Below are 17,578 nucleotides of genomic sequence, written 5' to 3'. Positions count from 1 at the left end.
AATATCAACACGACAATACCGCTCATCTTCGCCTCCTTGATGAGGTGCCCTCACCATCCCACCTCGTCCCACCGAGGAGACAGACCCTCCCTGGGAAGAGGGCCTGCCAGCCTCGGCTGGAGACACCGTGCGGAGTCGCGGTGTCTCCGTGAGGGGCGAACGGGGCCGCCTCTCGCAGTCATGGGTCATTGTCCCTTTCGGGCCTCGGCATCGAGGGACGACTTTTCCATCGTGTCGGTGCCGATACTGCGGGCGCATCGAAACCCCGTGCCGTGTGTTTGTAGCGCGAATCCACCGCGCCCTCTAGCGCTCGTCGTGATGTCCGAGAGCAGGCTGTGCCATGAACCTCCGCGGATGGTGCGGACCACGCCCGTCTGGGGCCCGCGCGGGTTTCTAAGCGGTGCGTCCGCGTAATACTGTTGGTCATACCAGTCCTGTACCCACTCACGTGCATTGCCTGACATATCCTTCACGCCGTAGGGCGAGTCCCCGGCCTCCAGGGATCCCACGGGATGCATGGTCTTGTCGCCGTCCCATTCACGGTCAAAATTCGCGTGCTTGGGGCTCGGGGATTCGTCGCCCCACGGAAACTTCCTTCCATCCGTCCCTCTTGCCGCCTTCTCCCACTCCGCCTCGCTCGGGAGCCGCTTCCTGGCCCAGGTGCAGTAAGCCTTGGCGTCGTACCACGTCACCTGCACGACAGGCAGCTGCTCGATGCCCTGTGCGGAGAGAAGAAGACCATTTGCATAGGGATTCGGAGGATTGCGATGACCTGTCACTTTGACAAAGTTCATGTACCGTTCGTTCGTGACCTCCACCCGATCGATGGCAAAGGTATCGAGATACACCTGCCGCTGCGGCCATTCGTCCGCCCGCCCTTTGGATTCAGGATTTCCCATGAGGAATGGTCCGGCCGGAATGACAACCATTGGAACAGGATCTGGTTCCTTCGGCTGCGACGCAGCGACGACGGATGACAACGCCGAGACGAAGGTCACGGCGATGAACAAACCGATCGTCTTCATCAGGGATTCTCTCTGCCTAGGACCTTGATTCATTTCTTCTGCTCCTTACTGCCCTCGATGGCATGGGCCGTATGATCCTTGATTTGTCCGATGAGACGCTCCACCTCACCCTTGTCGCCTCGGTCAGCGGCTTCCTGAGCCTGTGGAACCAGGGTCCTGGCCTGGTGGAGATGCTGTTCGATTTCAGCCTGCAGGGCGGGAGAGGCGATCGTCCCGCCCAAGGCCGCCCTGTGGTAGACCTCCCAAGCATGATCCACAGTATGTTCCGCCTCGTGCACCATCTGAATCTTGTCCGGATGCGGATGCCGGGCTGAATCAATGGGCCCCCCCAGAGCGACGGCCACCCCTAGGAATGCCGTGAGTGAAAGTGCCGGAATAATCGAGCAATAGGTGCGCATGGACAGGCCTCCCGTGAAGATCGCGCTCTCTCGCTATTTCTTCGTCATTGAACGCTCAATCAGGCTGCGTAGGTCCAAGAGTTCGACATTTTTGGGATCAACGGTCAGGCCACGGAGCACCGCCTGTTCCGCCTCTGGGAACCGTTCCCGCCCCATTTCGATTAAGGCGATGATGGACGCTTCATTTATTTCTTGATCGATTTCGGGGGGCGCGGCCTTAGCGCAGCGGAACCCAAGACCTACTCCGTAGCTGTTGTTAAGTGGATGGTTCCAGAACCGATGCGTGGTGCGGACAGTGCTTTCAGGCGCGATCCAGGATCCGCCACGAATGACTCGCTTTTCCCCCACGGTTAGACGGTCCACATAGGTGCCGGTGCCGCCCAGCCACAGGGGCTTTTCCGGACCGGTGGGATTCACCATGGTCTCGAGCCGTCCGTAGTAACGCGGGTCATACCAATCTGACACCCACTCGAACACGTTGCCGGCCATGTTATAAGCCCCATAGTAACTGATGCCTTGTGGGTAGGCGTCCACCGGGAGAGTCGCTTCTTGATTTTTGCCGAAGCTGGCTTTACTGGCATCAAACTCGTTCCCCCATGGATAGAGATTGCCGTGCGGGCCGCGAGCCGCCTTCTCCCACTCGGCCTCGGTCGGCAAACGTTTGCCTTGAAATTCACAATAGGCTTTGGCGTCGAACCAGTTGACCCCGACGACCGGCTGCTTCATGCTGTTGAGCCGCGGGTCGTCCCAATAAGCAGGAGCCGGGTGCCCGGTCGCCTTCATAAACTCACCATAGGACTTGTTCGATACTTCATAGGTGTCGATCAGGTAGGAGTCCAAAAACACCATATGGGCCGGCGCTTCGTCATGAAAGGAGTCGGCCGACCAGGGGGTCTGCATACGCTTCTCATAGGCGGTCAGACGCCGCGTCGTCTCCGCAGGTTGTTCTTTATCCAGTCCCATCACCGAAGGTCCGTGCGCAATTAGAACCATTCCACGCGGGATCAGGGACTCATCCGCCCACCCTCTGCCTGCGAAGGGGATGAGCGTCGCCACGACAAGCATTAGCATCAGCCCGCTCCATTTTCTGTGCATCCCACACCTCCTCCCGAGGCACCGCTGGATGGGGGCGGATCGTCCGCCCCTATCCTAACGGCCTCCTACTTCTTTTTCGTGGACATGGTTTTCTTGATCAGGTCACGGGTCGCCAGGTACTCCTTATTCTCCGGGTCCGCCGCCAACGCGTTTTCGATGGACGTCATCGCATCGGCGTTCTTTTCCGCCCCCATGGCAACCAATGCCTGGATGAACGCATCGCGGCCCGCTTGCATCGCTTCGTCGGACGCAGACTTCACTGAGTTGGCACATCGAAAGCCCAAGCCGACGCCATACGAATTGTTCTCGGGCTGATTCCAGAACCGGTGGCTGGTATGGAGAGAGGTTTCAGGCGCCAACCATGATCCGCCACGCAGCACGCGCACCGGGCCTTGATTCGCAAAGTTATATCCCTTGTCGGGCCCCTTCGGATTGAGGGCCACACTCTCTTTGTAATACTTCGGCTCGTACCAGTCTTCCACCCACTCGAACACGTTCCCGGCCATGTTGTAGAGCCCGAAGCCGCTGACGCCTTCCGGATAGGAATCGACTGGCATAGTATGACCGACGTTCTGACCGTAGTTCGCCTTCTTCTGGTCAAGATGGTGTCCCCAGGGATAATGGTTGTCGCCATCCGGTCCCTTAGCCGCGCGTTCCCATTCGGCTTCCGTCGGGAGCCGCTTGCCTTCCCACTTGCAGAATGCGACCGCGTCGGTCCAGCTCACACCCACAACCGGTTGTTCGGGCTTGCTAAGTCGAGGATCGTCCCAATAGGCTGGCGCCGGATGACTGGTGGCCTGCATGAACTGTTTGTAGCGAGCATTGGAGGTTTCGTACTTATCGATGAGATAGGCATCTAAGACGACGCGATGCTTCGCCTCATCCGCATGCTCGGCGCTTCCCATCATGAACTCGCCCCTGGGGATTCTGACCATATCTTTCTCTCCTTGCGGCTCCGCCGCTCCCGCCAAGGACATCGAACCCGCGACCAACGCAACACCCAAACCGAGCTGAAGGACTGTTTGACTCCGCATGGCTGACCTCCTGAGCTACATCACCAGGGCACCCCTGGTGGGTTAAGCACAACACTGCGCCACAACTGAAAGCCTGACGTGCGCTGACTTCGATCCATAGAGTGGCGAAGAATCAATAAAAACCGTCGGCATCCTTGCACCGCATGCGGGCCGGATCTGGGGAACATCTCCGCAAATCACCCGATCGTCGTGATGCGAAACTCCACAGCGAGAGAGCTGCTGCTCACCGCGACCTGCGGACGAGTAAACATCGCGGAGCTCAGACAGCACTTGCCTTTTTCCCATGCTCATGAGCAAATCCTACGGATCTCGCCACCATGAACCCCACAGTCTCTCATGCAGCTCATGAAGGCATGCTGTTCTGAACTGCCGCCTGTGTCCCGCATTGCTGCGCCTGCTCCATCGCTTCGATCCATATTGCGAGTTCACTCCCCAGTGTGTCCAATGTTTGTAGCCTGTATGTCCAATGTATAATACCAGTTGTTCAATGTTGTCAAGAGTTATTATAAATTTATTTTGACAAACATTAGACATAAAGAATATACTCGCATACCGATGAATATTCATAGAATTCATAGAGTTGCAAAGCTCACCGGACTCTCTAAAGACGTTATCCGAGTATGGGAGCGTCGGTTTGGTCTGTTGCAGCCCACCAGGGGCGCCAATCGGTATAGAAATTACTCGGACGAAGATGTGGCCTTACTGCGTTACCTGAAAGCGGAGTTGGATGCAGGAGGCTCCATCGGGGAACTGGCTAGACTGGGCCGCGAAGAGTTGATGAATCGCGCGCGAAGGACCGCGCCGCGCCAGTCAGTCGTTGGCCACACGTTCGATCGATTGCTGCAGGAATTACTCGCGGCGCTTGATCCATTCGATCGGATTAAGTTCGAAAAGCGCCTAAACGGCGCCGTCGCAGTTGTGCCGTTCGAAGAAGCTCTTCACGGAATTCTCTTGCCCCTCCAGGAAGAAGTCGGAGCGCGGTGGCACGACGGTCGCCTGGATGTGGCAATCGAGCACTATGTGACCAAACAGGTCCAACAGAAGATTTTCTCCGCCATGAATCAACTGCCGGTGGCGGAGTTCGGTGCGAAGGTGGTCGTTGCCTGCCCGCCAGGGGAAGAACATGACATCGGCGCACTCGTGGTCGCATACCGTTGTCGAGTTCGGGGATGCCGAGTCTACTACCTCGGCGCCAACGTCCCGATTTCCGCCCTCGGCGATCTTTGTCGCCAGGTCCAACCAGACCTGACCATCATGTCCTTTCCTGTGCCCTTACCTCAGGACAAATCGACGGAGCTGATTCATGCCCTGGCCCACGAGGTCGCACCTGCGACCAGTCTGATAGCGGGAGGCACAGGGACGGTTGCGATGCAGGAGCATTTTGTCAGTGCGCAGATCGAAGTGTTGCAAAACTTCGACGAACTCGACGCCAAACTCGACCGCCTGACTAGACGTTTGCTCGCTTCGTCACCGCAGGTGTAAAGCTATCCCCGCGACGATACGCTTAAGTATTACAACGAGGCCAGTCGTTTCGACACGTAGCCTCCAATTGCTTTCCTATGCCTGCCGAAGAAGTCCGCTTCAGTGCGATTGTCCTGTTGTAGGGTTGTGAGGAAGGCTGAATTGAAAATAGAACAAGGGCAAACCCTACGACGCTGTCTATAACGAGGTCAGCCGGGAGCCGACTCAGTGTAAGCGCTGGAAAATTGGAGCGGGAAAGGGGATTTGAACCCCCGACCCTCGCCTTGGCAAGGCGATGCTCTACCACTGAGCTATTCCCGCTCGCGTCGAATGGGGTGAGGAGCGGAATTCTACCGGCCATGTCCCATGGTGTCAAGGCGAGGTTGTTGGCTGAACCGAGACAATGCTCCTTGAGGAATAAATCCATACCGACGTTCGATTACTTCACCACCTTGGACGACACACCTTGCCGGCCATCAACACGATGCGAACTGAGGAGCCGATTGAAGATAAGTTTCCGCCGCGAGGGGCCTATACAGAAAAACAGCCTCGGTCTTTCAGCCCAGGCTCTCCTGCTTCCTTTGCGCACTTGACGCCCCCCGGGTGGTTCAGTACAGTGAGTTTTGTTCAAGTCGATTCACCGGACCAGCGGGGTAACCCGAGCGTGACCTCCCCTCAGCCGCCGCCAATTCCGTTTGCTGCACGCGCGATTCCCTTTGATGAGCTGCTTGCGGCGGGAAAGATCCCAGAAGGCTTGCTGACCAGCGAGTATATTGCGCAGCAGTTTGTCGAGCGCCTTGTTCACTATGTATTAAGTGTGCCGTCCGGCAGCTATACCATGGCTCAGCTCAGCAAGCTGCTCGAACAGCTCGACCCGCGCAGTCAGGTATTTTTTTTCAAACGTCTGAAGGAGAACAGTCCCGAGAGCCTCAAGGATTTTGCCCCACTCTATTACGGCTTTATGAACGAATTCCATTCGCTTCTTTTTACCTAGCCGCTCAGCCCGACGCGAAAAAAATCCCTTGTCCACCCCCCAATCTCGGGTATAATTAGTAAAACCTCTCATGACACAAGGAGATATATGAATCCGACTTTACAGAGAGCTGTCACCAGTTTTTATAATTTGGTCTACGAAGCCCAGACCTTCGCGACCACGATGGCTCGAATCGATACGGCGGAAACCGAACACTATGCCGGGCGTATTGAAGGGCTGAATTGGGTTCTGGATCGGTGCCAAGAACTCGAGGATATGGATACCAATTTGACGCCGACCACCCTGCAACGGGTGCTCACTGAAGTCAAATCCGACCTCGACCATGAGCTCTCCGTCCAGCGCAGGGAAAAGGGCCGCCGAGCGGATGGCCGGGAAGAGGCATTGACGTTCGTGGCGGATTATCTGTCCAGCCTGATCACTGCTACCGAAATCGAATCGGCCAAGACCTCCGTCTAGCTGGTCCAGACTTGCAGGTATCGGCACCCGCGCCAATCTTCACAGAGACGATGGCTCGCGAATGGATTATCTTCGCGATCTGCCTTGGCCTGGGAGGGCATATCGCACTCGGGGTCATGCTGCACGCGCCCGACCTCTGGCCGTGGAGCCGGGCAGGACTATATGGACTGCTGTCCGGTCTGGCTCTGTATGGCGTCGTTCAAGTAGGGCGATCGCTTTGGCGGCTTCATCGCGGCGGTAGAGACGATGATGCGTGACTCGCACGCCGGCCTCATTGACCTGGCTCGGTGGGGTCGTTAGAATCCAACGCGATGTCAGATTTTTCAGCCAAACGTCGAATGCCTCCTTGGGCCGGACCGAGTCCATCGCGCCCTGCTCCATCCGCTCGTCCCGGACACCAGCGGCCGCCCGCGCAATACGACTCGTTTAACGCGTCTCTCTTGTATTGCGGTACCTGCAAACAGGCCACACCGACTCGCCAGCGCTTGCTTCTGGTCTTGCCGAGCGGCAACCTCTATGAATATCTCTGTGCCCACTGCGGCACATCGACCGGCTCCAAGACAGAGGCGGGTCAGATGGAGCCCCGTCTTCTGAAACCGTAGGCCCATGCCGGCCGACAGCTCGGATTCCCCAGCGGCGTTCAAGCAGCCAGCGAATCACCGCCCGAGATATCCGTGGCTCCCGGGATCCCGACGCAAGCGGAGGAATGGAAGCGACTCATTGGTCCATTGGAATGTGCGCGCAATGTGTGCGGCGGGCTCGACGATTAATTCCGCCGGTGGGGGTAAGGCCCAGAGGTCCTTGGGCTATTCGGATGGAGCGGTGCGAATCAGGATACCTGGTCGAGCGGAATAGCTTCATCGATTAACATGACCGGGATATCTTCACGAATCGGATAAAGAACCTTCCCGTCTGCTCTGATCAAGCCGCCGTCCAGGTTTTCGGTGACGGTTTTCTTTGCCTTGTTCTTCAGCTCACCCTTCGCAACGAGGCCGTTCAATTTGTCGATCAGGTGGTCGTCCGCTAGGGTCACCGTTTGCTTGGTATCGGGGCAACAGAGGATCGCTAAGAGATCCTTGGCGATATTGACTCTTCCGGTCGTTCCTTCGGCCATCTGGCACACCTCCTCACTGACATCCGGCGTGGCTTCGTCCGGTGCCAAACGATAGTCCAAAACATGGTTTTAGATCAAGACCTTACTAAAGGCGAAATGTATCTGCTATCTTACAACATTGCGCGCACGGAGGCTCCGAATGGTCGTCATCCAGAAGCTGTGGCAATACTGTCTGGCCGGCTTGTTGATTCTCGTCCCGACATGGGCGACCTTTCTTATCCTATCCGCGATGTTCGTCGCGCTGGACAATCTGCTCATCGATCTGATCGGCAGGGAGGCGGAATCCTATGTGCCGGGACTCGGCCTGGCTTTGCTCATCGTCCTCGTGCTGAGCGTCGGGGCGATCGCGACCCATGTGTTGGGACAGCGGTTATTCAGGTGGGCCGAGGCATGGCTCGAGCGGATTCCTCTCATACGAAGCGTCTATCTCACGCTCAAAAGCATGACCGACCTGTTGAATTACCGGTCCCGTTTCGGACAGAGTAAGGTGGTTGCGTTCCCATTTCCGCGTGACGGACTGTGGGCGCTGGGATTTGTCATGGGCACCGCGCCCGTTGCGCTCCAGATTGTTCCGGCTTCCGAACTGGTGATGATTTTTGTTCCCACAGCCATTCATCCCTTCACCGGTTACTTGGCATTCGTTCCCAGGGAGCAACTCCGCCCCGTGAATCTGCTTCCCGAGGATGCCTTGAAGCTCGAATTCTCAGCCGGTCTCTACCGGCCGGGAACACGATGGCTCTCGTCTCTCTTCGGTCGGCCCGCCGATGGTCTCTGAAGACATCGTGATTCGGCAGGCACGTCGGGAGGATGCCGACACCCTCATCCGCTTCAGCGCCGCCATGGCGTGGGAGACGGAACAGCGCGAGCTGGATCAGGAGCGTTTGCGGCACGGGACTCTGGCGGTCTTCGACCAGACCGATCGAGGGACTTTTTACGTGGCGGAGCACCGCCCGGATCGCACGGTGATTGGTCAATGCCTGATCACCTATGAGTGGAGCGATTGGCGAAATGCGCAGTTCTGGTGGATCCAAAGCGTCTATGTCGATCCGCAATGGCGCCGCCGCGGCGTGTATCGGCGGCTGCATGACAGCATCAGGCAGCGGGCGCAAATGACGCCCGGAGTCTGCGGCATTCGCCTGTACGTCGAACAGAACAACACAATCGCGCGGGAAGCCTATCGTCGCGCGGGCCTGCACCGCTCCAGCTATCTCATACTCGAAGAAGATTTTGTCTATTCGTCCCATTCTCTCAAGGAGTCATCATGAATCGGCTATTGTTCATGCGTCGGCATCTCGTCCAGGCCTTCTCCCGGAGACTCGGAGATTTTCTCTGCTGGCTGGTCATTGTGATGCTTTCGACCGGGTGCGCCTTTATCCGCGGCAATTACGGCGAAGAAGTCCGCCAAGGGGATATTTCCGCAATCAAGAAAGGGGCCAGCACGAGAGCCGAGGTCGCCGACTTGCTGGGCGCGCCCGATCGAATCGTGGAAGCCAATGGGCGGGAGATCTTTCACTATTTCCGGTATGACATGAAGTCCGGCACGGTGATTATCTTTTCAAGGACCAACGTCAAAAGCGACGACGTCTTCGTCATTTTCGACAAGAACGGGATTGTCGAGGAAGTCGTGGCCGGAAAAAAGCGGCCTCCGCTGGAGTTTCAGTTCTGGCCCTTTGGGTCCTAGCGGCGCTTGACCTATGACACGATACGCGTTCGGTCTCTTCGTCTGCTTCCTTTGCTTGACGCTCGGCGGCTGCATCCGTGGTCCCATTACCTGGCAACGGATGAGCGTCAATTTCCCCATCAGCCAGAACGATGTCGCCTTCATCGTCAACGGGCAAACGACCTTAGCCGAAGTGGCGGAGCGTCTGGGCGCTCCGGACGAACTGCTGGATCTCAAGAGCGGAGCAGTGGCCACGTATCACTTCAGCGACGGAAAATACTTCCGTGTTGACTATGGATGGGGCTTACGGTTCATCGTCCCCTTCTACTCGCCGGAGATCGTGCAGGCCGGCGGCGGCGTTGGCTTTGATGCGTTCCAGGTGAAGTGCGACGAAAAATGGGTGGTCCAACATTATGCATTCGCCTTTCATGCCAACTCATCCAAGTTTCGATTCTGGCCGTTCGGGGATTGAGCCCTCATTCGATGCCGGTGCGCCTCGGTTCGCGTCGTGCAACGGAATTGCGGCGTCGCATCCGTCCCGTTATAATCGCGCCCCATGGTTCATGTTCCGCCCGACCGCGATTCCGTTCCGGATTCCGCCGTCCCGTCCACGTCGTACATTCCGGCCGATCGAGACCTTGCCTTTCTGCAACGGGAGGAGTTGCGCCCGTTCAGATTGAGCCTGGAACTGCTCAAACCGGAGCTAATTCAAAAAGAGGAAGGCATCCGATCCACCATCGTGGTGTTCGGCAGCGCGCGCTTATTGGAGCCTCAAACGGCGCGCGAGCAGTTGTCCCAAGTTGAAGCGGCACTGCGAGATACTCCGGACGATCCCGCGCTGAAGGACGCGCTCGTCTTGGCTCAGCGGCAGGTCGCCCTGTCGCCCTACTATGATGAAGCTCGCGAGTTCGGTCGCCTCGTTTCCGCGACGTGCCAGACCGGCGGGCGGTGTGACTTCGTCATCGTGACCGGAGGCGGTCCCGGGATCATGGAGGCGGCAAACCGAGGGGCCGCGGACGTCGGGGCGAAATCGATCGGCCTGAATATCATGCTGCCTCATGAACAATACCCGAATGCGTATGTGACTCCGGCTTTATCCTTCCAATTCCGGTACTTCGCCTTGCGCAAAATGCATTTTTTGCTTCGCGCGAAGGCCTTGGTGGCGTTTCCGGGTGGATTCGGCACATTGGACGAACTCTTTGAGACCTTGACCCTGTTGCAGACGGGCAAGGCGTCCGGGGTCGCCGTCGTCCTCGTCGGCCGGGCCTTCTGGGATCGCCTCATCAATTGGCAACTGCTCGCGGAGGAGGGATTCATCAGCCCGGCCGATTTGAATTTGTTTCAGTATGCCGAGACCGCGCAAGAGGCGTGGGATCTGATCGTGCGACAACATGGAGATCCGTCCGCGCCATGACCATCACCTTTCACGGCGCCGCTCGCTCCGTGACCGGAAGTCGTCACCTCGTGGACACGCCGCCCGGCCGCGTCCTCCTCGACTGTGGACTGTTCCAAGGGCGCCGCCAGGAAGGCGACCGTCAGAACCGATATCTGGGTTTCGATCCTCGATCCGTTCAGGCTGTTCTCTTGTCTCATGCCCACATCGATCATTCCGGCGCCTTGCCCATCCTCGGCAAACACGGATTTCGCGGCAACGTGCATATGACCGGCGCGACGGCTGATCTGACTGCGGTGATGCTGGAAGATTCCGCGCGCGTTCAAGAAAATGACTGTGCCTATGTCAACAAGAAGGAGGGCCGATGGGGTGATGCCTGCCTGCGTCCCTTCTATGACACGGACGATGTCAGGGCAATCGTCCGCCGCTTTATCGGGACGGATTACGGCCGGACCATACGGGTGGCTCCGCAACTCAGCGCCTCGCTCCATGACGCCGGACATATCCTCGGGTCCGCTGCCGTTCAACTAAAGTACAGCGCGCGAGGCAACAGCACCACGATTCTCTTTTCAGGGGACCTGGGCAGACCGCGCATGCCGGTCCTTCGGGACCCCGCGCCGCCCCCGAGTTGCGACGTGCTGATCATTGAATCCACGTACGGCGATCGCCTCCATGAAGAGGTTGGGGAAGCACTCAAAGCCAAAGCCCAACAGATGGTGGCTCACGCGAGGGCTCACCGCAGTAAAATCATCGTGCCGGCCTTTGCCGTCGGCAGGACGCAGGACATCATCATGCGGATCAAGGAACTCGTCATGGAAAGCCGCATCGATCCGCTTCCGATTTACATCGACTCCCCGCTCGCCGCCCGAGCGACCGAGGTCTTCCGAAAGCATCCGGAATGCTACGATGAGGAGACCTACCGCACGTTCGTGTCCCAAGAGGACCCGTTCGGAGCCCGTTATATTCGTTACGTTTCATCGGTCGAAGAGAGTAAACAGCTCAATACGATGAAGGGGCCTTGCGTTATTGTCGCATCGTCCGGCATGTGCGAAGGAGGGCGGGTGCTGCACCATCTCAAGCATGCCGTTCAGGATGAGGCAAACCTCATTGCGATTGTCGGCTTTCAGGCAGAGCATACGCTGGGTCGCAAATTGGTGGAGAGACAGGAGATCGTCCCGATCTTCGGCATTCCCACGCCGCGCCGCGCGCAAGTGATTCTGTTCAACGGCCTTTCCGCCCATGCGGACCGCAACGGGCTACTGGCCTATGTGCGAGGCATCTCCCCCGCTCCAGGCAAGGTCTTCGTGGTGCACGGCGAGGACAAGCAATCGCTCTCATTGGCAGGCGCGGTCCAAACCGAACTTCCCAAAGCGGATGTCATTGTTCCATCCATCGGCCAAGCATACGAACTCTAACAGATCATGAAGAACCCCGTGTCATTCCCTTGCAAGCGGCAATCCAAGCGATGCCCACCCGTGTCCGGCCAGGCTCCCCGGTACGGACGGGTTATCCTGCTCGCTCTGATGTTTCTCTTCTTCCATCCGCTCGGCTCGTGGGCGACAGGCGACGGATCCGCCGAGCCGGCCGATTCCTTGAGACAGCGGGCACGCGATCTCGGGATTGTCGTCGGCCGCTATCAACCGGGACCACTCAATGCCATCACCGATCTCCCCGGTGTCAAAGTCGGCCACGTCACGCTCATTGAAGGAGAGGGGCCTCTGATCCCTGGACAAGGCCCAATCCGAACCGGTGTGACCGTCCTAATTCCGCGCGAAGATGTGTGGCGCAAAAAGGTCCCGGCTGGAGCTTTCGTGCTCAACGGCACCGGCGAGATGACTGGGTTGGCATGGGTGGCCGAATCGGGATTCCTGGAATATCCCATTGCGCTGACGAATACCCTAAATGTGCCGCGTGTGTCGAACGGCGTCATGAGTTGGATGATCAAGCAGTATCCGGGGATCGGCATTACCGACGATACGTTGACCCCTGTCGTCGCCGAATGCGATGACAGTCGCCTGAACGACAGCCAGGGCCGTCATGTTTCCGAACGCGATGTCATGGCGGCGCTCGATACGGCTGCCGCCGGCCCTGTTTTGGAAGGCAGCGTCGGGGCCGGCACCGGAATGGTGTCCTATGGCTTTAAAGGCGGCATCGGTACGTCATCGAGGCAATTACCCGAGGACGAGGGAGGCTATACGATCGGAGTCTTGGTCAATGCGAACCACGGCCGCAGGCCGGAACTGACAGTGACCGGTGTCCCGGTCGGACTCGTCTATGAGAATCAGACCTCTCCGGCCGGCGTCTCTTCCACCACTTCGGACGAGCAATGGGCCGCGGCCGGTCCGGGAATCGCGGAAGGATCGATCATCATCGTCATCGGAACAGATGCGCCGTTGGATGCGAGACAATTAACCCGCCTGGCGAAACGAGCAGCCTTGGGTCTCGCCAGAACTGGCTCGACCGCGAGGCATGGGAGCGGAGATTTCATGCTGGCTTTTTCAACCGCCAACGTCATTCCCCATTATCCCAAAGACGCGGTTTTTACGATGTCGCATTTGTCGGATGCTCATATTAATCCGATATTGGCCGCCACGGTTGAAGCGACCGAAGAAGCCGTTCTCAATGCCCTCACCGGCGCCACGACGGTCGTCGGCCGTGACGGTCATCGCGTCGACGCCATCTCCCTCCCGAGGCTGCAATCGATCTTGCGCGAATACTCACCAGGACCTCATTGAACAGGTTGGGTAAGCAAGTGAATGTCATGCGCGCCTTGCATTTGTATCCGAGCGTCGCTATTCTCCTATCCCGATTGAGTCCCGGCGGTCACGTATGAGCGAATATCATGTAGGCGGAGGGTTACGCCTGTTAACGGCGCTTGAGAAAACCGAACATTTTGCCGAATTTCTACGAGCTCGAATGGTGCGCGCGCTGGAAACGCAGGACCCGACCGAACTCCATTATTTGCTCGCGCAACTCGATGATTATCATTCCTACATGTGGCGTTATTACAAGAAGCTCGCCGCCGATCGGTCGGAACGCATGAATCCAGGCGTCTAGCGATCCCGCCCGCCCTCACACTGACATGATTTGCAACGCGTGAGACGATTCAGATGGCCGGTACGCATTCTTCGACACCCCGATTCGCCTCCTCGCTCACCAGTGAGCGCGATCCGGTGGCGGCAGCGGAGATATTATCGGCCAACGTGCGGGAACAGCTCGGTGACGGTTCAGCCGACCTTGCGGTCCTTTTTCTTTCCTCTCATTATGGCAACGATACCGATCGTCTGGTTGCGGGCGCCCGCGCGGCCTTGTCTCCCGGCGTCGTGATCGGATGCACCGGAGAAGGCGTCATCGGAGCCGGACGAGAAATCGAGGCGAGTGCGGCGGCGAGCTTGTGGGTGGCGCATCTTCCGCGTACCGGCCTCACCCCCTTACGCCTTTCTTTTTCGAGCGTGCAGGATCAATTCACCATGGCCGGCTGGCCCGACAGATTTCACAGCGATCCGGATTCGTCTCCTGTGCTGCTGCTCTTTGCCGACCCGTTCTCGACTCCGATGCAGGAACTTTTGCCGTTGCTGGAAGACCGCTATCCCGGTTCGATCGTCATCGGCGGGCTCGCAGGCGGCGGGCGGGATATCGGTGAGAACCGGCTCATGTTGAATGAGGAGGTCTATGATTCGGGACTGGTCGGGGTCGCATTGTCCGGCGGCGTTTCCGTCACGACAGTCGTTTCACAAGGGTGCCGCCCGATCGGGGAACGCTATATCGTCACCAGGGCGGAACAGAATGTCATCCGTGAACTGGGCGGGATGCCGGCCCTGCACTGCCTTCAGCATGTCTATGAATCACTGGAGGACAAGGAACGGGAACTGGCGCATCGAGCGTTGCATATCGGTATCGCCATCGACGAACATCGTGATCGTTTCGAACGGGGAGATTTTCTCGTCCGTAACCTGATCGGCGCGGACCAGGAGACCGGGGCCGTCGTGATCGGAGATGTCGTGCAGGAAGGCCAGACCGTTCAATTCCAAGTGCGCGATGCCGGATCGGCGCACGAAGACTTACACGATCTCCTCGCGACCTGCCGGGGCGGCGCTCTCACGCCGGCGCTTGGCGCGCTCCTGTTCAGTTGCTGCGGCCGCGGGAAAGGCCTTTTCGGGCGCGTGAATCATGACGTGTCGGTCATCGAAAAGCACATGGGACGGATTCCCCTGTCAGGTTTCTTTGCGCAGGGAGAGATTGGGCCGATCGGTGGAAGAAGCTTTCTCCATGGCTATACGGCGAGCATCGCGATATTCGAGGACGACGCTCCGGCGCGACCGCGGCTCCTGCCATGAGGTATTCCGAAAGGACGGCCCTTCCCGTGGAACCAGAAGAATCGGCAATCAAAAGGAGCTATTCATGAGATTTTTGATAGTCCCTGCGACGGCATTACTGTTCGCATTGATCACCACACTGAATTCGGGGGCCGACATGCAATCAGGCGATAATCCAACCGGCGGACAGGAAATCACCACGGAATCCGGCTTGAAGTACCGGGATGTGGCGGTCGGAAGCGGCCGCGAAGCCGCGCTCGGCGACACCGCCACGGTGCACTATACCGGGTGGCTGACCGACGGCAAAAAATTCGACAGCTCGGTCGATCGAAAAGAACCGTTCTCCTTTCGCGTCGGGGCCGGGCAAGTCATTAAAGGATGGGATGAGGGCGTGGCCGGCATGAAGGTCGGCGGCAAACGCAAGCTGACGATTCCTCCTCAATTGGGCTACGGCTCGCGCGGAGCCGGCGGCGTCATTCCACCGAATGCGACGTTGATGTTCGACGTGGAACTGCTCGGCCTGCGATAACGTTCGTCCGATTCAATCATCGATATGCAACGAACCCCGCTCTATGACGCTCATCGGGCAGCCGGCGCGAAGTTGGTGGATTTTGCCGGTTGGGACATGCCGATCCAATATTCGGGGGTCGTGGATGAATACCAGACCGTACGGGCGCGGGCCGGATTGTTCGATGTGAGCCACATGGGCCGCATCGGCATCACCGGCCGCGGCTCGTCGGCGTTCCTGCAGCACATCACGACCAACGATCTGTCGAAACTGCCGGCCGGGCAATCGCACTATTCCATGGTCTGCAACGAGCGCGGCGGCATCAAAGACGACGTGTTCATCTATGCCGTGACGCCGGAGGAATACCTCGTCTGTGTCAATGCTTCCAATCGCGAGAAGATCCTGGCATGGATGCAGGGACGGAAGACCGCTGCTGAGGACTGTTCCGTGAATGATCGTTCCCAGGAACTGGCCCAGCTCGCATTGCAAGGTCCTGAGTCCAGAGAGATACTGGCCGCGTTGGATATCGAAGGTCTCGCGGCCTTGAAAGCCCGCCATGTTCTTCAGTCGAAGGTGTTCGGAGAGTCCACGCTCATCTCTCGAACCGGTTACACGGGCGAATTGGGATATGAACTGTATCTGCCCGCCCATCTGGCTCAACGGGTCTGGAACCATCTCATGGACGCCGGCCGGCCGAAGGGCCTCAAGCCCGCCGGTCTCGGCTCACGAGATCTGTTGCGGCTCGAGATGGGCTATTTGCTCTACGGCAACGACATTGATGAAGAAACCACGCCGCTGGAGGCCGGCGCCGACTGGGTGGTGCATCTGAACAAGGGTGACTTCATCGGCCGGGATGCTCTTCTGCGCCAACAGGCCGCCGTGCCGGAACGCCGGCTGGCGGCATTTGAGTTATTGGAGAAAGCCGTGCCGCGGCATGGTTGTTTAATCCTTCGGCCGGAAGCGCAAGAGAAGGCGGCGGGGGTCGTGACGAGCGGCAACTTTTCGCCGCTCCTGCAGAAGGGCATCGGTCTGGGTTATGTGCCGCCGGCACTGTCCGGACCAGGCACGCGGCTCCATATCGATATCCGAGGAAAACTGCTCCCGGCGGCGGTCGTGAAAGCTCCATTCTATAGAAAAACAAAGCATGGCTGATGGCTCATAGTAGGAACAAATGAATAATTTGGCTGGTTCTGCTTGTGCTATACGCCGCAAGCTGGAGGCCATACGCTACTGGCTCCTATGACGAGAAACGTCTATACCGGGCACGTCGTCACACTCAATATTGACACCGTCACGCTTCCCAACGGTGTCACAGTCGACCTCGAAGTAGTGCGCCATCCCGGCGCCGCCGCAATGGTGCCGATGAAGGATGAGGCGACGGTGATCATGATCCGTCAATTCCGCCACGCCGCGGGCGGATTCATCTATGAAATTCCCGCCGGCAAACTCCATCCCGGAGAAGATCCGCTTCATTGCGCCGCGCGCGAACTTGAAGAGGAAATCGGCTATAAAGCCGCATCGTTCGTCTTGCTCTCCCGTATCTTCACCGCGCCTGGCTTTACGGACGAAGTCATCCATATTTATCAGGCGACGGGGTTGGCACAGGGAACGCAGGAGCTTGATCGGGATGAGGTACTGGAGGTCGTGGAACTGCCGCTGAAAGAGGCGATTCAGAAAATTGAGGATGGGGCGATCCGGGACGCGAAAACGATCGTCGGATTACAAGCGGTGTTCATTCAAGCAATGAAGCGGTAAGGCGACTCAGGAGGCCTCCCATCAGAGCTGGGAGACCTCCCGGGCCAGTAAGCCTCGCCAAGAGACTCCCAATAATTACTTGCCGCCCTTCTTCTCGTCCTTCTTCTTCTCCTCGCCGTACACCATCTGGGTGAGCTTGCCACCCTTCTTTTCGTCCTTCTTCTTTTCCTCGCCAGCGAAGGCAGGAGCGCTGAACGCGACCAACATCGCGACAGCCAACATGCTCAGCATCATCCGCTTCATAAGATGTCACCCCCTTTCATTTTGGTAGATTGTTTCGGAAAGCGGTGAAGGCTAGAGCAAGGGTGGTGCCTGTTGCCTTATTCAAATCCTGCTGTTATTTTTCGATAACTTATGGTGGAGCATCCG

Annotated in this window: 21 protein-coding genes and 1 tRNA gene; 15 read left to right on the top strand and 7 right to left on the bottom strand. The window is 58.1% G+C overall.

Annotated elements, in window-relative coordinates; genetic code table 11:
• Positions 1-185 precede the first annotated feature (185 nt).
• The 4 genes from ACWGXE_RS21190 to ACWGXE_RS21175 form a co-directional block, all read right to left on the bottom strand.
• Entirely contained in the window at positions 186-1,025 is an 840-nt protein-coding gene (locus ACWGXE_RS21190) for a formylglycine-generating enzyme family protein (RefSeq protein WP_447600122.1), read from the bottom strand.
• Positions 1,026-1,054: 29 nt separating this feature from the next.
• Positions 1,055-1,423 (bottom strand): hypothetical protein, encoded by a 369-nt coding sequence (locus ACWGXE_RS21185; RefSeq protein ID WP_447600121.1) that lies wholly within the window; start codon positions 1,421-1,423, stop codon positions 1,055-1,057.
• Positions 1,424-1,456: 33 nt separating this feature from the next.
• A complete protein-coding gene (locus ACWGXE_RS21180) occupies positions 1,457-2,518 on the bottom strand; it encodes a formylglycine-generating enzyme family protein (protein ID WP_447600120.1) in 1,062 nt (353 codons plus the stop codon).
• Between the two features lie 65 nt (positions 2,519-2,583).
• Positions 2,584-3,552 carry a formylglycine-generating enzyme family protein gene (locus tag ACWGXE_RS21175; protein WP_447600119.1) on the bottom strand — a complete coding sequence of 323 codons (969 nt, stop codon included), beginning with the start codon at positions 3,550-3,552 and terminating at the stop codon, positions 2,584-2,586.
• A gap of 555 nt (positions 3,553-4,107) precedes the next feature.
• Between ACWGXE_RS21175 and ACWGXE_RS21170 the strand changes: the two genes are divergently transcribed.
• Positions 4,108-5,034, top strand: a complete 927-nt coding sequence (locus ACWGXE_RS21170; RefSeq protein ID WP_447600118.1) for a MerR family transcriptional regulator — start codon at positions 4,108-4,110, stop codon at positions 5,032-5,034.
• 225 nt (positions 5,035-5,259) lie between these two features.
• On the opposite strand, the gene ACWGXE_RS21165 is transcribed toward ACWGXE_RS21170, so the two are convergent.
• Positions 5,260-5,334, bottom strand: a tRNA-Gly gene (locus tag ACWGXE_RS21165).
• Between the two features lie 145 nt (positions 5,335-5,479).
• On the opposite strand from ACWGXE_RS21165, the gene ACWGXE_RS21160 reads away from it, so the two are divergent.
• Both ACWGXE_RS21160 and ACWGXE_RS21155 read left to right on the top strand, forming a co-directional pair.
• Positions 5,480-6,007 carry a hypothetical protein gene (locus ACWGXE_RS21160; protein WP_447600117.1) on the top strand — a complete coding sequence of 176 codons (528 nt, stop codon included), beginning with the start codon at positions 5,480-5,482 and terminating at the stop codon, positions 6,005-6,007.
• An 87-nt stretch (positions 6,008-6,094) separates the two neighbouring features.
• The gene (locus ACWGXE_RS21155; protein WP_447600116.1) at positions 6,095-6,463 is read left to right on the top strand and encodes a hypothetical protein; all 369 of its coding nucleotides are present in this window, start codon (positions 6,095-6,097) and stop codon (positions 6,461-6,463) included.
• A gap of 829 nt (positions 6,464-7,292) precedes the next feature.
• Here the strand turns inward: ACWGXE_RS21155 and ACWGXE_RS21150 are convergent.
• Positions 7,293-7,577, bottom strand: a complete 285-nt coding sequence (locus ACWGXE_RS21150) for a Trm112 family protein (RefSeq protein WP_447600115.1) — start codon at positions 7,575-7,577, stop codon at positions 7,293-7,295.
• Positions 7,578-7,716: 139 nt separating this feature from the next.
• On the opposite strand from ACWGXE_RS21150, the gene ACWGXE_RS21145 reads away from it, so the two are divergent.
• The 12 genes from ACWGXE_RS21145 to ACWGXE_RS21090 all read left to right on the top strand — a co-directional run bounded on the left by ACWGXE_RS21145 (position 7,717) and on the right by ACWGXE_RS21090 (position 17,209).
• Positions 7,717-8,352 carry a DUF502 domain-containing protein gene (locus tag ACWGXE_RS21145; RefSeq protein WP_447600114.1) on the top strand — a complete coding sequence of 212 codons (636 nt, stop codon included), beginning with the start codon at positions 7,717-7,719 and terminating at the stop codon, positions 8,350-8,352.
• Positions 8,342-8,842, top strand: a complete 501-nt coding sequence (locus ACWGXE_RS21140) for an N-acetyltransferase family protein (RefSeq protein ID WP_447600113.1) — start codon at positions 8,342-8,344, stop codon at positions 8,840-8,842. Before ACWGXE_RS21145 ends, ACWGXE_RS21140 begins: the two co-directional genes overlap by 11 nt.
• Positions 8,839-9,258, top strand: a complete 420-nt coding sequence (bamE, locus tag ACWGXE_RS21135) for an outer membrane protein assembly factor BamE domain-containing protein (RefSeq protein WP_447600112.1) — start codon at positions 8,839-8,841, stop codon at positions 9,256-9,258. The genes ACWGXE_RS21140 and bamE overlap by 4 nt, the downstream gene beginning before the upstream one ends.
• Positions 9,259-9,271: 13 nt before the next feature.
• The gene (locus ACWGXE_RS21130) at positions 9,272-9,709 is read left to right on the top strand and encodes a hypothetical protein (RefSeq protein WP_447600111.1); all 438 of its coding nucleotides are present in this window, start codon (positions 9,272-9,274) and stop codon (positions 9,707-9,709) included.
• An 84-nt stretch (positions 9,710-9,793) separates the two neighbouring features.
• Positions 9,794-10,651 (top strand): LOG family protein, encoded by an 858-nt coding sequence (locus ACWGXE_RS21125; protein WP_447600110.1) that lies wholly within the window; start codon positions 9,794-9,796, stop codon positions 10,649-10,651.
• Positions 10,648-12,045 (top strand): MBL fold metallo-hydrolase RNA specificity domain-containing protein, encoded by a 1,398-nt coding sequence (locus ACWGXE_RS21120; RefSeq protein WP_447600109.1) that lies wholly within the window; start codon positions 10,648-10,650, stop codon positions 12,043-12,045. Before ACWGXE_RS21125 ends, ACWGXE_RS21120 begins: the two co-directional genes overlap by 4 nt.
• A gap of 60 nt (positions 12,046-12,105) precedes the next feature.
• Positions 12,106-13,365, top strand: a complete 1,260-nt coding sequence (locus ACWGXE_RS21115; RefSeq protein ID WP_447600108.1) for a DmpA family aminopeptidase — start codon at positions 12,106-12,108, stop codon at positions 13,363-13,365.
• 94 nt (positions 13,366-13,459) lie between these two features.
• The gene (locus ACWGXE_RS21110) at positions 13,460-13,687 is read left to right on the top strand and encodes a hypothetical protein (RefSeq protein WP_447600107.1); all 228 of its coding nucleotides are present in this window, start codon (positions 13,460-13,462) and stop codon (positions 13,685-13,687) included.
• Positions 13,688-13,740: 53 nt separating this feature from the next.
• On the top strand, positions 13,741-14,967 hold the full coding sequence (locus ACWGXE_RS21105) for an FIST signal transduction protein (protein ID WP_447600106.1): 1,227 nt from the start codon (positions 13,741-13,743) through the stop codon (positions 14,965-14,967).
• Between the two features lie 136 nt (positions 14,968-15,103).
• Positions 15,104-15,475 carry an FKBP-type peptidyl-prolyl cis-trans isomerase gene (locus ACWGXE_RS21100; protein WP_447603822.1) on the top strand — a complete coding sequence of 124 codons (372 nt, stop codon included), beginning with the start codon at positions 15,104-15,106 and terminating at the stop codon, positions 15,473-15,475.
• Positions 15,476-15,499: 24 nt separating this feature from the next.
• A complete protein-coding gene (gene gcvT, locus ACWGXE_RS21095; protein WP_447600105.1) occupies positions 15,500-16,606 on the top strand; it encodes a glycine cleavage system aminomethyltransferase GcvT in 1,107 nt (368 codons plus the stop codon).
• 87 nt (positions 16,607-16,693) lie between these two features.
• The gene (locus ACWGXE_RS21090; protein WP_447600104.1) at positions 16,694-17,209 is read left to right on the top strand and encodes an NUDIX domain-containing protein; all 516 of its coding nucleotides are present in this window, start codon (positions 16,694-16,696) and stop codon (positions 17,207-17,209) included.
• Between the two features lie 75 nt (positions 17,210-17,284).
• Here ACWGXE_RS21090 and ACWGXE_RS21085 read toward each other — a convergent pair whose 3' ends face one another.
• Positions 17,285-17,452: a hypothetical protein gene (locus ACWGXE_RS21085; protein ID WP_447600103.1), complete on the bottom strand. Its 168-nt coding sequence runs from the start codon at positions 17,450-17,452 to the stop codon at positions 17,285-17,287.
• Positions 17,453-17,578: the final 126 nt, after the last annotated feature.

The organism is Nitrospira sp. Nam80 (assembly GCF_965152575.1).
The sequence above is the reverse complement of the archived record's forward strand: the minus strand, read 5'-3'. Positions and strand labels throughout refer to the sequence as shown.